The organism is Sphingomonas sp. Mn802worker (genome assembly GCF_000382485.1).
In the GTDB taxonomy this organism is placed as follows: Bacteria; Pseudomonadota; Alphaproteobacteria; order Sphingomonadales; family Sphingomonadaceae; genus Sphingomonas.
Genome location: NZ_AORY01000003.1, coordinates 1 through 12,906, shown reverse-complemented (window position 1 = coordinate 12,906; position 12,906 = coordinate 1). Strand labels below are relative to the sequence as shown.

General features: G+C 66.1%; 11 protein-coding genes, 1 pseudogene and 1 CRISPR repeat array. Of the genes and pseudogenes, 1 reads left to right on the top strand and 11 read right to left on the bottom strand.

Annotation, left to right across the window (positions count from 1 at the left end):
• Positions 1 to 153: 153 nt before the first annotated feature.
• From SMN802W_RS18685 to asnB, 3 genes and pseudogenes are all read right to left on the bottom strand, one after another.
• Positions 154 to 1,308: pseudogene (locus SMN802W_RS18685) on the bottom strand (IS3 family transposase).
• 330 nt (positions 1,309 to 1,638) lie between these two features.
• On the bottom strand, positions 1,639 to 1,848 hold the full coding sequence (locus SMN802W_RS0103420; RefSeq protein ID WP_019515492.1) for a hypothetical protein: 210 nt from the start codon (positions 1,846 to 1,848) through the stop codon (positions 1,639 to 1,641).
• A 23-nt stretch (positions 1,849 to 1,871) separates the two neighbouring features.
• Complete coding sequence (asnB, locus tag SMN802W_RS0103415; protein ID WP_019515491.1) at positions 1,872 to 3,707, bottom strand: asparagine synthase (glutamine-hydrolyzing); 1,836 nt, start codon at positions 3,705 to 3,707, stop codon at positions 1,872 to 1,874.
• A 170-nt stretch (positions 3,708 to 3,877) separates the two neighbouring features.
• On the opposite strand from asnB, the gene SMN802W_RS0103410 reads away from it, so the two are divergent.
• On the top strand, positions 3,878 to 5,206 hold the full coding sequence (locus tag SMN802W_RS0103410) for a lipopolysaccharide biosynthesis protein (RefSeq protein ID WP_019515490.1): 1,329 nt from the start codon (positions 3,878 to 3,880) through the stop codon (positions 5,204 to 5,206).
• On the opposite strand, the gene SMN802W_RS0103405 is transcribed toward SMN802W_RS0103410, so the two are convergent.
• The 8 genes from SMN802W_RS0103405 to SMN802W_RS0103370 form a co-directional block, all read right to left on the bottom strand.
• Complete coding sequence (locus SMN802W_RS0103405) at positions 5,176 to 5,961, bottom strand: NTP transferase domain-containing protein (protein ID WP_019515489.1); 786 nt, start codon at positions 5,959 to 5,961, stop codon at positions 5,176 to 5,178. The two genes, SMN802W_RS0103410 and SMN802W_RS0103405, sit on opposite strands and share 31 nt — an antisense overlap.
• Positions 5,943 to 6,842 carry a hypothetical protein gene (locus SMN802W_RS0103400; protein ID WP_019515488.1) on the bottom strand — a complete coding sequence of 300 codons (900 nt, stop codon included), beginning with the start codon at positions 6,840 to 6,842 and terminating at the stop codon, positions 5,943 to 5,945. The genes SMN802W_RS0103405 and SMN802W_RS0103400 overlap by 19 nt, the downstream gene beginning before the upstream one ends.
• Positions 6,839 to 7,876 carry a diacylglycerol/lipid kinase family protein gene (locus SMN802W_RS0103395; RefSeq protein WP_019515487.1) on the bottom strand — a complete coding sequence of 346 codons (1,038 nt, stop codon included), beginning with the start codon at positions 7,874 to 7,876 and terminating at the stop codon, positions 6,839 to 6,841. Before SMN802W_RS0103395 ends, SMN802W_RS0103400 begins: the two co-directional genes overlap by 4 nt.
• Positions 7,877 to 7,964: 88 nt before the next feature.
• Entirely contained in the window at positions 7,965 to 8,390 is a 426-nt protein-coding gene (locus tag SMN802W_RS0103390; RefSeq protein ID WP_162139990.1) for a DUF2141 domain-containing protein, read from the bottom strand.
• A gap of 83 nt (positions 8,391 to 8,473) precedes the next feature.
• Positions 8,474 to 9,565, bottom strand: coding sequence for a CDP-alcohol phosphatidyltransferase family protein (locus SMN802W_RS0103385; RefSeq protein ID WP_019515485.1), 1,092 nt, complete (start codon positions 9,563 to 9,565; stop codon positions 8,474 to 8,476).
• 36 nt (positions 9,566 to 9,601) lie between these two features.
• Positions 9,602 to 10,402 carry a hypothetical protein gene (locus tag SMN802W_RS0103380; protein ID WP_238560095.1) on the bottom strand — a complete coding sequence of 267 codons (801 nt, stop codon included), beginning with the start codon at positions 10,400 to 10,402 and terminating at the stop codon, positions 9,602 to 9,604.
• Between the two features lie 299 nt (positions 10,403 to 10,701).
• Positions 10,702 to 11,421: a phosphocholine cytidylyltransferase family protein gene (locus tag SMN802W_RS0103375; RefSeq protein ID WP_019515483.1), complete on the bottom strand. Its 720-nt coding sequence runs from the start codon at positions 11,419 to 11,421 to the stop codon at positions 10,702 to 10,704.
• Entirely contained in the window at positions 11,409 to 12,131 is a 723-nt protein-coding gene (locus tag SMN802W_RS0103370) for an HAD family hydrolase (protein WP_019515482.1), read from the bottom strand. Before SMN802W_RS0103370 ends, SMN802W_RS0103375 begins: the two co-directional genes overlap by 13 nt.
• Before the next feature lie 497 nt (positions 12,132 to 12,628).
• Positions 12,629 to 12,901: a CRISPR direct-repeat array (repeat unit 29 nt; unit sequence GGGTTGATCCCCGCGGGTGCGGGGGAGCC).
• Positions 12,902 to 12,906: the final 5 nt, after the last annotated feature.

Sequence of the window (12,906 nt, the reverse complement as noted above, 5' to 3'; positions counted from 1 at the left end):
CCCCTAGGGGCGCTGTTGTCGTTTGTGACAAATGTCATCAGGTCACACACCCTGGCAACAACTTCGGTGTCAGAGCCGTGCTCGCCAGCCGGGTAGATCGTCACGCGCTCAATAAGCGTCGATCTAATTGACTTGCCCCCGCTGATTCCGCGGTCATAACGAGAGCCCGCCGGTTTGATATCCGTGCTGTCCCACCGGCACAAGCGCGCAGGGTGGGACGCTTCCATTTCGCAGGAACGCCCGACGCGCTTGTGCGGGTGTTCAATTCCCTAGGAAGGAATGCGGTCTGATGTTGTTATAGCCATAACGCCAGACAGCCGATTTACAGCGGGTGTCGGCAAGGCTGTCGAATAGTTCCTCATTCAAGAGCTTGTCGCGCAGCGATCCGCTTGAACAATTCAGTGGACGCACTCTGCTGCGACTTGCCGGGATCGATGTAGTGCCACTCGTCGATCCGGTTATCGCTCTCCCACTTCAGAATCGCGGGGCTGGTTAACTCGGTTCCGTTGTCGCTGACGATGCAAGCCGGTTTGCCATAGAGACGCACCAGCGTGTTCAGCTCGCGCGCCACCCGGATGCCGGAGATGCTGTTTTCACCTAAGAGGCGGAGGTTTTCGCGACAGAAGTCATCGTCGATCGCCAACATGCGCAGCCGGCGGGAGGCGCTGAACGTATCGGCCAGAAGTCGATCGACCAGCGGTTGTTCGGCCGCATCCGGGCCGGCATCGGCGTTCGACTGCCGCGAACCCGCTTGCGCCCGCGTCGGCGGCGAACCGACAGACCCTCCTTCCGGTATAGCCGGTAAAGCTTCTTATGGGTCATGAAGTGCCCTCGAGTTCGAGCATCACGCCAACGCGCCGGTAACGAACCGGCGACGTGCAGCGGCGATCTCGCACATTTCCTTGCGCATTTCGGCATGGTTGGGCGGACGTTCTCGCCAGACCTTGTTGGGATTAACGCCAACCAGCCCGCAAGTCCGGCGCTGCGAGACCTCGTAGTCCCGCATCACGCCGAGCGCTGCCCCCCGTCGCTGGCTTGGCGTCGTCAGACTTTTCCCAACAGGTCTGTCAGAATCGCGTTGTCCAGCACGCTCTCGGCGAGTAACCGCTTGAGCTTGCCGTTCTCGTCCTACAGCTGGCGCAGACGCCGCGCGTCGGACACCCCCAGGCCACCGTATTTGGCCTTCAGCTTGTAGAATGTCGCCGGGCTCCGCCTATGCTTGCGGCAGACCTCCGCCGTCGGAAGCCTCGCTTCCTGCTCCTTGGTCATGCCGTTGATTTGCTCCTCGGTCAAACGGCTCTTCCTCATTCGCCTGCTCATTCAAGTGGGCCAGACTTTACATCAAATCGAGGGAACCAGCGGGGTACAGGTCAATAGGTATAGGCGCCCCGTCATGACTGTGGCCGATCGGACCGATAAACAAGGGTTAATCGTTGACGGCAGCGGCGAGAACGATGTTCCGCGCCCGGCCCGGTAGGTTTGACAGTCGGGCACTATCGGGCGCCTCAATGCGAGGCAGGCCGCATCAACCTTGCTATGCCCGTGCGGATAGACGCGTGAGGGCAACCCGCTCCGGCCACTCGGCCGATACATCGCATTCACGCACTCTTCCGAGACGGTCCTGATGAACACCGCGAATCAGTTCCACGCGACGGCGCGGGTCTCGCGTGACCTGCGTGCCAGCGTCAGGCAGCCTACGCCGCCCGTCGACGTGCTGCTGGCGGAGCGCGCAGCCCCGGCTTCGCGGCGTCGAAGCCCGAACACGGCGAGGTAGAGGACGCCGGGTACGACCACGGCGATCCTCACCGCCTTGAGCCAGAAGAGTGTCGGATCCGACTGCCGGTTCACGGCGCGCTCTCCCAAGTGGTTGGTCAGAAGGCGGCCTGTCCCTGCCACCACAGGCAGAAGATGCTGAGGGCATACAGCACCCTGCCGTGGTCGCGGCGGCCGATGCGATGTTCCGCGAAGAGCGTCTCAATTGCTTCTACGTTCAGATACCCGGCAGAGGCGACGCCGCTGTCGCGCCAGACCTCCCGCGCAAACCCGTCCAGGTCGCCTCTGAACCACTCGCCAACCGGCATCTGGAAGCCCTGCTTGCGACGGTCGAGGATGCCGACGGGCAGCCACGGCGCGACGGCTGCCCTGACTGGATATTTGCCTGTTCCGTTTCGCAGCTTGATGTCGGCCGGCATGGTGAGCGCGAGAGAGACGATCGACTGGGCCATCATCGGGACGCGCACCTCGAGCGAGTGCGCCATGCTTGCGCGATCCACCTTGGTGAGCATCGCCGAGGGCAGGTTCAGCTGGAGATCGGCCATCGCGAACTGTTCCAGTCCGTCGGCCGAGATCGCGGTCGGGTCCGGGTAATATTCGTCCGCCAGCGCGATGACAGCCTCATCACCGTCCCTGCCGTCAAGCAGGGTACCCGCGAACAGCCTGCGGCGAAGTGCGGGGCTCGTGATCTGCGTCTTGGAGAAGAAGCGGGCTGCGCCGCTCGGCAGGCCGGCGCTGCGCGCTGTCTTTTGCCAGCGTTGCAGCACGCGGTTGAGCGGCGGGAACGGAGAGGGTGGAAGCTCGGCGAAGCCGCGCATGCCGCTTCGGACCGCAGGCGACAGCTGCCCGACGCGACGCTCCGTCAGATGGCGTTTGTAGCCGAAGAACAGCTCGTCTCCGCCGTCTCCCGAAAGCGCAACCTTGACCTCGTTCGCCGCCAGTTCACTCAGATACCATGTCGGCACGGCGGATGGGTCGGCGAAGGGCTCGTCGTACGCACGCTGGATTTGTGGAAGCACTTTCCACGCTTTCTGCGGGTCAATCGTGAGGGTTCGATGCACGCACCCCAGGTGCCTAGCGACTGCCTCTGCATAGGGCGCTTCGTCGTAGGCGCGCTCGGCGAAGCCGATGGTGAACGTCCTGATTGGCCGATCCGACTGTTTCGCCATTGCGGCGACCACTGCCGATGAGTCGACGCCGCCCGACAGGAATGCACCGACATCGACGTCGGCGGCAACCATCTGCGACCGCACCGCCTCAAGCCAGCGGGTACGGAACGCCTCGGTCCACTCGTCGAGGGATCGCGTAGGCGACGGCTGATAGCGGGGTTGCCAGAACGCCGGGCGCTCAAGCTGCGCATCCTGATCGAGCCGCAGGAGATGGCCGGGCGGCAGAACAGCCACCTGGGCGTAGATCGAGCGCGGCCCACGCACGTGCCCGAAGCTGAAATAATCGTGAACTGCGCGCGGCTCGGGGTCGAAGCGGAGATGACGCAGCACCAGCAGCGTCTTGAGCTCCGATCCGAAGGCGAGCGTGCCGTTTTGCCATGAATAGTAGAGCGGCTTGATACCGATCCGGTCGCGGGCGAGCGTCAGGCAGCGCGATGCGCGATCCCAGATCGCGACCGCGAACATGCCGTCGAGTCGCTGCCATGCCGCATCGGCCCACTGCCGCCAGGCCGCTAGGATTACCTCGGTGTCGCCGCTGGTGCAGAAACGATGTCCAAGTCCGGTCAGCTCGTCGCGAAGCGCCCGGTAGTTGTAGATCTCGCCGTTGAAGACGATCGCGTGGCGTCCGTCCTCGCTGAAGATCGGCTGGTCGCTTCCCGGCAGGTCGATGATGCTGAGGCGCCGCATGCCGAAGCCGAAGTCGCCATCAACGAACACGCCGTCGCTGTCCGGCCCGCGATGGACGATCGTGTCGCATTGCCGCACAACCGAGGCCGGATCGACCGCTTCGCGGCCGGGAGCATACTGACCGGCTATCCCGCAGATGATGCTTCCCCTTGCCGATCCTGAACAGCTGCCGGAGCGCGTCTATCGGTGACGCCGCTCCTTGTCACGGCGCCTTGCTGCCGGCGGGTACGCAAACTAGGCGGTGCGGCATGACGCGAGCTTCAAGACAGCGGACAACGGGAGGAAGCGCGGTCCAGGCCGCGCTGCGCAATCTCGGCTGGCTTCTGGCGAGCCGCGGCGTGCTGGCGGTGCTGTCGCTTCTCTACCTCGGTCTGGCGACGCGTACGCTGGGCATTGCCGATTTCGGACGCTTCGCGCTGGTCAGCGGGGCCGCGCAGGCGCTTGCCGTGCTTGTCGGCTTTCAGACGTGGCAGGTGGTGGTCCGCTTCGGCATGGATCACCGGGCCGCAGGCGACGATGCTGCGCTCGGCCGGCTCTACCGGCTGTGCATGCTTTTGGACGGCGCCAGCGCGGTGCTCGGCCTGCTGCTTGCGACGGTCATCCTCGCCGTCTGGCGAGACCGGCTCGGCATATCCGCCGCGCTGCTCCGCGACACGATCCTCCTCACGGCTTCGCAGCTGCTTTCGATCCGTTCCTCGGCAATCGGCATCCTCAGGCTGTCGGATCGTTTTGGCGAAGCGGCAGCGGCGGACAGCCTGACGCCGGTGGTACGGTTCGTCGGTGCGGTGCTTGCGGCAGCGCTGATGCCGACGCTTCACGCATTCCTTTGGGCATGGAGCGCCGCCGAGATCGCGACTGCGATCGGCTACTGGATTTTGCTCGTCCGCAGCGGAGATGCCGCCCTCGTCTGGCGCGCCCGCATAAGGGGGCGGATCGCAGCGGACAATCCTCACATCGGCCGCTTTCTCCTCAACAGCAATCTCGTCTCCTCGCTCGGCCTTGCGACCAAGCAGCTTCCGCTCCTGCTCGTCGGCGGGTTCGTGGGGCCGGCAGCAGCTGGTGCCTTCCGGCTGGCGCTCCAGATCGCGCAAGCGCTGGCGAAGCTGGCGCAGCTGATCGCGCGCGCTGCCTTCCCTGAGGTCGTCCGCGCGATACGCGGCGTCGCCCCAGCAGAGATCGCGGCCGTGCTGACGCGAATGGTCGCAGCGAGCACGATCGGCGCCGTGGTGATCTTGATCGTCATAGCAGGTATCGGCAAGCCGCTGCTCGTCCTGGTCGGCGGCGACGCGAGCTACGGCGGCGCGTACTGGCTGCTGATGTGGCTGGCCGCGGCCGGCTCGATCGACCTCGCCGTCGTCGGTCTCGAACCCGTCCTTCTCGCCGCGGATCGCTCCGGCGCGGCGATGGCGGCACGAGCCGCCGGCGTGGCGGCACAGCTCACGCTTTCGTTGATCCTGCTGCCGCGCCTTGGTGCCGCCGGGGCCGCTGTTGGCGTTTTCAGCGCCTCGCTCGTCGGCGCCATCCTTCTGGGCGCAACCGTGCGCGGTTATGCAAGATCGCGCGCCGCGGTGGCGTGAGCGACACGTTCGCGAACGAAGTCGAGGTCGTCCGGCTTGTCCACGTCGACTGCGGCAAGGCCGTCCGGTGCCTCGACGATGGCGGCAACGAGTCCGGCGCGCCGACCGAGGTGCGCGACGGCGTCGACCAGGGTCAACCGTCCCAGAATGTATCGCCCTAGCAGCCCGGGGCCGAGCCGACGAACAATCCGCCACGGCCGCTTGCGATCACGCTCGACCTCTTGCCACAGCCTGATCATCCGCTCGGCTCGCGGCGTAGCCAGCAGAAAAAGGTTGCAGCCAGACCAGTCTCCGTCCGCGAAGCGCAGGTAGGTTCGCCGCGATCCCGGCGCAGCACGCTCGATCGTCTCGCGCCGCGCAAGCAGCACCGCCACGTCGACGCCGGGCTCCACCTTGGCCAGGAAGTCGATCACCCATTCGGGACGGAGAAGCGCGTGGTCGGCGGTGGTCACCAGAAGCGGCGCGCCAAGCCGGTCGAGCGCGGCGGCGGTGCTCGCGCTGGGGCCGGCCGCCGCGGCCATGGTCGCTGCACCATGACGTTCGGCCTCTGCCAACACCGCCGGAGCGTTCGCCGACACGACCGCCTGTCCGACGCCGGCGACCTTCAAAGCGGCAAGCACGCGCGCCAGCATCGTGGCCTTGCCCAGCGCAATAAGCGCCTTTTCGGCCACGCCCGCGTAGGTTGCGACCGGGTCCGGGCCGCCGCGCGATCCGGCCAGGACGAGCGCGGACGCGATCACGAAGCGCGTCGCCATACGCGCCAGAACACGCCGGGCGCCGCAAGGACAGGGTGACGTTCGCGAAACGGCGTCAATGCGATCCGCACGCCGGTATGCCGCTCGATCTTCCAAAGACCATAGCGCGCCGCCCCCTCGAAGGTGAAGGCAGCCTTTATCAGGCGGATCAGATTCAGTGTTCGGCCGGCTTGGGCTGCGCGGAACCAGGCAGCGGCGATCGCGCGCAGCTGCCGCTCGGTCGGCCGCGGCGACAGGCGTTCGCCCGTCCGCTCGAACGCGACGCCGCCCGAGCGCCAGGCGAGCGGCAGCAGATCATCGTATCGCCGCCGGTCGTAGCCGATGATCTGATCCTCTCGCCCGGACGCTTCTACGCGCAATTCGGTGGAGTAGGTCGCACGAAAGAGGCTGCGCCAAAAGTCGCCCGCGGAGCCCGCCGTCGCATGATGAAGCGTCGCGAACCAGCCAGCGGCTACGGAGGCGTCGGCTACCGCCTGCGCGACACGTTGGCGGATCGCCTCGTCACACGACCAGATCAGCGCACACGGTTGTACGAAGCGCGCCCAGATGGTCGTGTCCAGCGTCGCGCCCCGTGCCGCGCGTTCAAAGGTCCCGATCTGCATGGCCGCCACCTTGGCGCGAATGGTGCGGCCAGCCGCCTCGACCTCATGGTAGCTCACGTCGGGCCAGATCAATCGGCTGAGCAGGTTTGTCCGCTGGTCAGCCGTGCGCAGGACGTAGAAGTCGAGCACGCCGTCCAAGTCGCCGGTGCGCAGGACCGAGCCGTAGAAGAGGACAGCCGCTCCGCCCAGGCGACGCGCGATCGCATGCGCTGCGTCGCGGATCGTGGTCGAGACAGGACGCGCAAGCTCCTGCTCGACCATGTCGGCGAGCGCGGTCATGCCGTGACGAAGCGGACCGGCGCGCCCGTTCGAACCGTCACGGTCTCGGCCGCGTACGTCTCACCGTCGAGCACGAAGCCTCCCTCAAGTCGCAGCTGGAACGCCGACACGTCGTGCCGGTGATGGTAGCCCGCGCGGGCAAGCCAGCCGCCCTCTCGCCCCGCTAGGATCGCGGCCGCAGCAAGCGCCAGAAGCCGCGGAGGCGCCTCAACGGAAAGCAAGTTAAGCCCCTGTTCGTTCGCGCCAAGCGGACGTACCCCAAGCGGCAGGCGACGCAGCGTCGATCCGAGCAGCAGGTAGACGTCGTCGCTGCGGCTCGTTCCGTCGCGCAGGTCCATGGTCTGCATCCGCGTGCCGGCGCGCCATGGATTGTCACGGGAGCCGAAGGCGGTCTGTGCGAGCGCGCCGAGGATCGAGAGACCGACGGCCACGCCGCCGAACGCACCGATCGCGTGCGTGCTCTGCGCCAGTTCGGTGGCGCGCACGAAACCGCCGGCACCGAAGAGGAAGCCGCGGAGCGTCGAGCCGTCATCGCGCGTGATCTCGATCGGTGAACGCTCGACGATCCGCCCTGCAGCCAGCGCCCTTCTTGCGTCAAGCACGGTCCAGTCCGCCGGAACGCCCAAGTCGAGTGCAAGCGCGTTCGTCTTGCCCGACGGGATTACGGCGACAGGCGGTAGCGTAAAGCCGAATGCGTCGGGCGCGGCGGTAAGGACGTCGCGCACCGTGCCGTCGCCACCATCAACGACGAGAAGCTCCACTCGGCGGGCCGCAAGATCAGCCAGCGTCTCGGCAAGCTCGTCCTGCGAGGAAGGCGCATAGGTAAGCACCTCGCCTTCCGACTTGTGGAGGAACGAGACGTTGCGGTTGCGACGGCTCCGCGGATTGCCGATGATCCCGACGCGCGATGACTCGGCCGCGCGCGTGCCTGAGAGGCCCGCATCATCCAGCGTTGGCGCAAACGCACGTTCTTTGAGCAGACCTCCTGCCGCGATCGGCACCAGCGCCGCTGCGTTGCAGATCCCTTGGATCACCCGAACGCCGCTCCTCACGAAATTTTCATACTTCTCTTGACCGCCCGATACTGGCCGAAATGTGGCAGATCAGTGCCTTGACGCCTTATCAACGCGAATAGCGCGTGCGAATTCTGATCTCGGTGTTGGCGGCAACCGGGAAGCGCACCTTGTCGAAGCTCGGCAGGCCCAATGTCGTCGGCGCGTCGTTGGAGAAGCCGAAACCCTCCTTGATCGCAAAGAGCGTACGGTTGAAATGATGGTCGCCGTTCTCGTCGTGGTAGGTTGCGACGGCATAATGTCCAGGCGCAACCCAGAAGCAGGCGGACGTATCGGGCGTGCGGCTCGGCACGCGCGCGCGGAGAACCTTGCCTTTCTTCGCGAGAAAGCGGCTGCGATCGTCAGGGTAGATGGTGAAGGCGACTTCACCTTGCGTATTGCGCAGCCCCGTCGCGACAACGTTCAGGCGCACGCTGCCGGGTTGACGCGCCCCGATACATGCCGCGCCCTGCGCCACAGCCGGTGCGGCGGACATGATGCAGGCTAGGGCGGCGGCAAGACTAACGATGCGTGGCATCGCCCCGATATGGTTGCTGGGACGATCATCGCAACCGAACGTCATGCAAGCCAGCTGCTCAGCCTGTCACCTGCTCGCGCCGACGCCAGCGCTTGCATGAGCCGCACCAGGTGGATGACCAGCGACAGCATGGTCCATACGGCAACGCCGACGATGCCCCACTCGGGACGGCCGACGAGCAGAAGCGCGAACAGGATCACCATGTTGGGGTTGCGCCGGGCGGTGAACAGCCGGAACCAGCTATCGAACCGGCGCCATACGTGGATGTGCATGCCGAAGCGGACAATGAATGCGCCTTCGATCGCTCTCTGCGCGACGTAGCCGAACAGCATGGCCGCCATGACCGCCCAGAAAGTGGCATCGGCCAGCGGGCGTCCATAGGGCGCACAGCCCGCCGCCCAGGCCCACCACCAGAAGGGCGGGTGTACCAGGTCGACGCCGTGATCCCACGCGTTGCCGAGCTTCGACGAGGTGATCGTGCACCGCGCCAGCTTTCCGTCGACGGTGTCCAGCACCATGAAGACGAGCCCGGTCGCCAGACCCGACCAGAACCAGCCGTGCCAGAACGCGATGGTCGCGACGATGCACAGCACCGATCCGATCGCCGTGATGCCGTTGGGCGTGATACCGAGGCGCGCGGCAAGGCGGGTCAGCACGAAGGCCCACTCGGGCCAGAGATATTTGGTGAGGACGTCGGTCACGCCCTTGTAGGCGCCCACGTAGCTCGCCCGCTCGATGGCGGCGATGTTCTCGGGCACCAACCGCTCGACGAATGGGCGCTCGCGCTTGCGAAGTGCTTCATTGAAGATGCCCTCGTCCCGCTCGGCCGGCACGATCTCGAGGCCGCTCGGCGGCGACAACGCCGATGCCATCGCTATCGTGGTCTCGGCGCGATCCTCCTGCGAAACGTGGGCGAGCACGGGCACGCCGTCGCGAGTGACGACGGTGCCGGGCCTGTTCTGAAGCCATGGAATCCACGCAGGATCGAAGGCATGGCGAAGGTCCACCAGAATCGCCGCGCCCGAGATCGCGGTGTCTTCGAAGGCGAGGCCACGCGCCGCCGCGATGCGCCGCACCCGCTCGCGCGACGTCATGCCCCATAAAAGCGTCGCATTATCGTTGACCGGCACCATCGCCGGCACATTGTGACCTGATTGCATCGCCGCGCCCTAGCCGCGCCCGGCCGATGTGGCGAGCACCCGGAGCACTTCCTCGGCGGCGCGATCGGCACCGCCTCCGGTCACATCGCCGAGCGCATCCGCCGTCAGCTCGATCTGCGCCGGCCGATATTCCGAGTGGCATTCAGACGCGCGAGACAAGGCCAAGCTGATCCCGGTAGCATCCGTCACCACTTCGCCGGCGCGCCACATCGCGTAACTCGGATCGTCGTGCCAGTCGCGTGCAGCCGGATCGAGGAAGACGACCGGCCGCGGCCTCATCAGGTACTCGATGACCTGACTCGATGTGTCACCGAGGTAAATGTCGGCTAGACCGGTGTAGCTGCCGTCCACCATCGAGAAGCTGTCGAGGTCGCAATGCACGTGCGGCAGGTTGGACACACGGGCGAGGACATCGCGCACCTCCGGCGCCCGCTCGACGAGCCGCTGGTGCGGCGCGAGGATGACGTTCCATTCGGACTGCTGGGCAAGCAGATCGACGACGAGCCGGCCCCAGGCAGGCCATGACGACCGGTGCGGCTGCCAGTGCGGCGCGTAGAGGACGATCGGTCGGTTGTTCGCGAAGAGCGGCTTGGCGCTTCTGCGATGGCGGAACGCCGCCTTGACGTAGCCGGTGGCGACGATGCGATCCGGCGGCATGCCGCGGGCAAGATAGGTGCCGCGCTCCTGCTCGCTCGGCACCAGCGTCCGGTTCGCGGCTTTGCGGCGCGGGTCGTCGCGGGCGCTCATTGAGCCGACACCGTGTGAGGTCTTGACGAAGCGGGGCGGCAGCCAGGGCAACAGCCGCGGCACCCAGAGGCTCGTCTGCTCGGCGCAAACGACGACGGGCGTGCGCGCAAGGTGCGGGAGCAGGCGCGCAAGCGTCGGCAGCTTGGCGGGTAGGCGGGCATCATGCCTGAAGCCCGGTGCACGCCTGAGGCGGACCAACCGCATGTTGGCGGTCCATGGCCGTATCAGCGCTTCCAGTGCAGCGTTGGCGACCCATACGTCGACCTCGACGTCCGGCGCCTTGACTGCGATCGCCTCGACGATCGGGAAAAGGTGAGGAACCAGCAGAGTCTCGCCAAGGAAAAGGAAGGCTACCTTTGCGCTCAAGCTTCGGCACCTTCGGGAGAGGTCCAGCGAGTGATATCCTCCGGCCGGTCGATCTCCACCCAGCCGCCGCCCGTTTCTTCGATCGCGGTGACAAGCCCCTGCGCCGCCAGCGCCGCGACGACGTCGTGGTGATAGGCCTGGATGCCGTTCTCCCCGGCTATGACCCTCTCCAGCACGGCGCCGTAGCCACTTCCCTTCGCGCCCAGTACCACTCCAAGTGAGCGGTGAGTGGCTAGATCGGGCGTCAATGCTTTCGACACCGCCACCACCATGCGCCCTTCCACCCTGACCAGCATGTCGTCCGGTGCCGCGTCCCGAAGCGGCTCCACGACCAGCGCGACGGAGCTGAACTCCGCCTGCATGGCGCGCGCGAGGATGCCGCTGGTCAGCGTCGTGTCGCCGTTCAGGAGGCAGAACGGATCCGAGAACGCCTCTCGTGCCATCCACGCGCTGCCGATGCTGCTCGAAACCGCCCAGAACGGATTGAAGCTGAGCTGTACCGGGATGGGCGAGGGGTGGACCGCAAGGTGGGCGCCGACCTGGTCAAACCGATAGCCGGCGACCACGATCGCACTATCCGTTCCGGCTGCAGCCAGGGCGTCGAGTTGATGGTCCAGGATCGCGCGACCGCCGACCGGTACGAGGCATTTCGGCATCAGCTCGGTGAGAGGCAGAAGCCTCGATCCGCGCCCAGCGCTCAGGATCACGGCACGCATGCGATTGCCTTTTTGACCGGCTCCCCGGACTCCGGCAGGTTCCAGTCGAGAACCTGCCACCCTTTTGCCTCCGCCATCGCACGAAAGCGAGATGTCGGGTTCACCACGTACGGCTCGTCGGCGAACTCAAGACACGGCACGTCGGTGATATGGTCGCTGTAGAAGCGGATGTTGGCCTGGTCACGAGCCGTTCCTTCCTGCTGAAGCCATGCCCGAACGGCCGAAAGCTTGGCCTCACCGTAGACGTTGGCACCCAACAGCCTGCTGCCCAGCGCGCCACCAGGCGAGCGTGTGGCCTCGGTCGCGATCACGTCCGCGATGCCCAGACCGCGAGCGATCGGCTCGGCGTAGAAGCGGTGAGCGGCGGTGGCGAGGACCACGCGGTAGCCGGCCTCGTGGTCCGCCGCGATGCGTCTGCGTGCGCCCGGTCGCACGTTCCGCACAAGCGTATGCCGCGAAAACGCAGCTACCAGCTCGGTCTCCGCCGCGCCCGTCATCGTCCGGCCAAGCATCAGCGCATGCATCGCTTCCTTCAGCCGATCCCGCGAGAGAAGACCTGCCGTCCTGGCAAGCGCGGCCAAGCCGATAGCCGGCAGGAGCAGAAGGCGCCACGGCGCAGTTCGAGCCGCTGCGAAGAGAAGGAAGGGCGTCCAGGTGGGCAGGCGGGTGACCGTCCTGTCGAGATCGTAGAACGCAATTCGGACCGTCATACGGCCGCCGCAGAAAGAACGAGACCATCGCGTTCGTGAGGCGGAGCTCCAGGCTTCAAGGCTGCTGCGAGAGAACGGACAGGGAGGAAGAGCATGGCGTCCCTGATCTCGTGAGACGACCCTCCTCTGCAAGCTCAATCGCGCAGAAAGGTAGGCGCCCGCGATTAACGCGCGCATGCCGCGGCGGCGGTGATTGGCTTGAGCACGTTAAGGTAGTCGGCGCTCGGCTAGGCGTTGCGTCTGCCGACATACGTGGCCGAGTACCTAGCGATGACGTCGGCTGGCGAGAGCCGGAGGTGAGTGAGATGCGGCAAATCATGCTCTCGCTAGTCAAGGGCAATCAGAGGCGCGCGGCGCAGATGGAGGCAAACGGCAGCTGAAGCGGCACGGATGGTGTTACTCGTCCTCGTCTACCACGGCATTCGAGAGGATTACCCCTACGTGTCCGATCGGCTGCATTGCTCCATTCGGGGCGAGCGTGAACCCCGCCGCCGGTTGGGTTGATCCCCGCGGGTGCGGGGGAGCCCGAGTTCCTCGACGCCAGCGGTGCCAGCAGCTGGGTTGATCCCCGCGGGTGCGGGGGAGCCCCCCACGCGGCTCTACTCCTGACCCAAGCTAAGGGTTGATCCCCGCGGGTGCGGGGGAGCCATCAGCATCGCGTTGTTGATACGACGCAGGTAGGGTTGATCCCCGCGGGTGCGGGGGAGCCGAACGAAAAAGCTCTCGAAGCAAGCCGCAGACGGGTTGATCCCCGCGGGTGCGGGGGAGCCTGTCA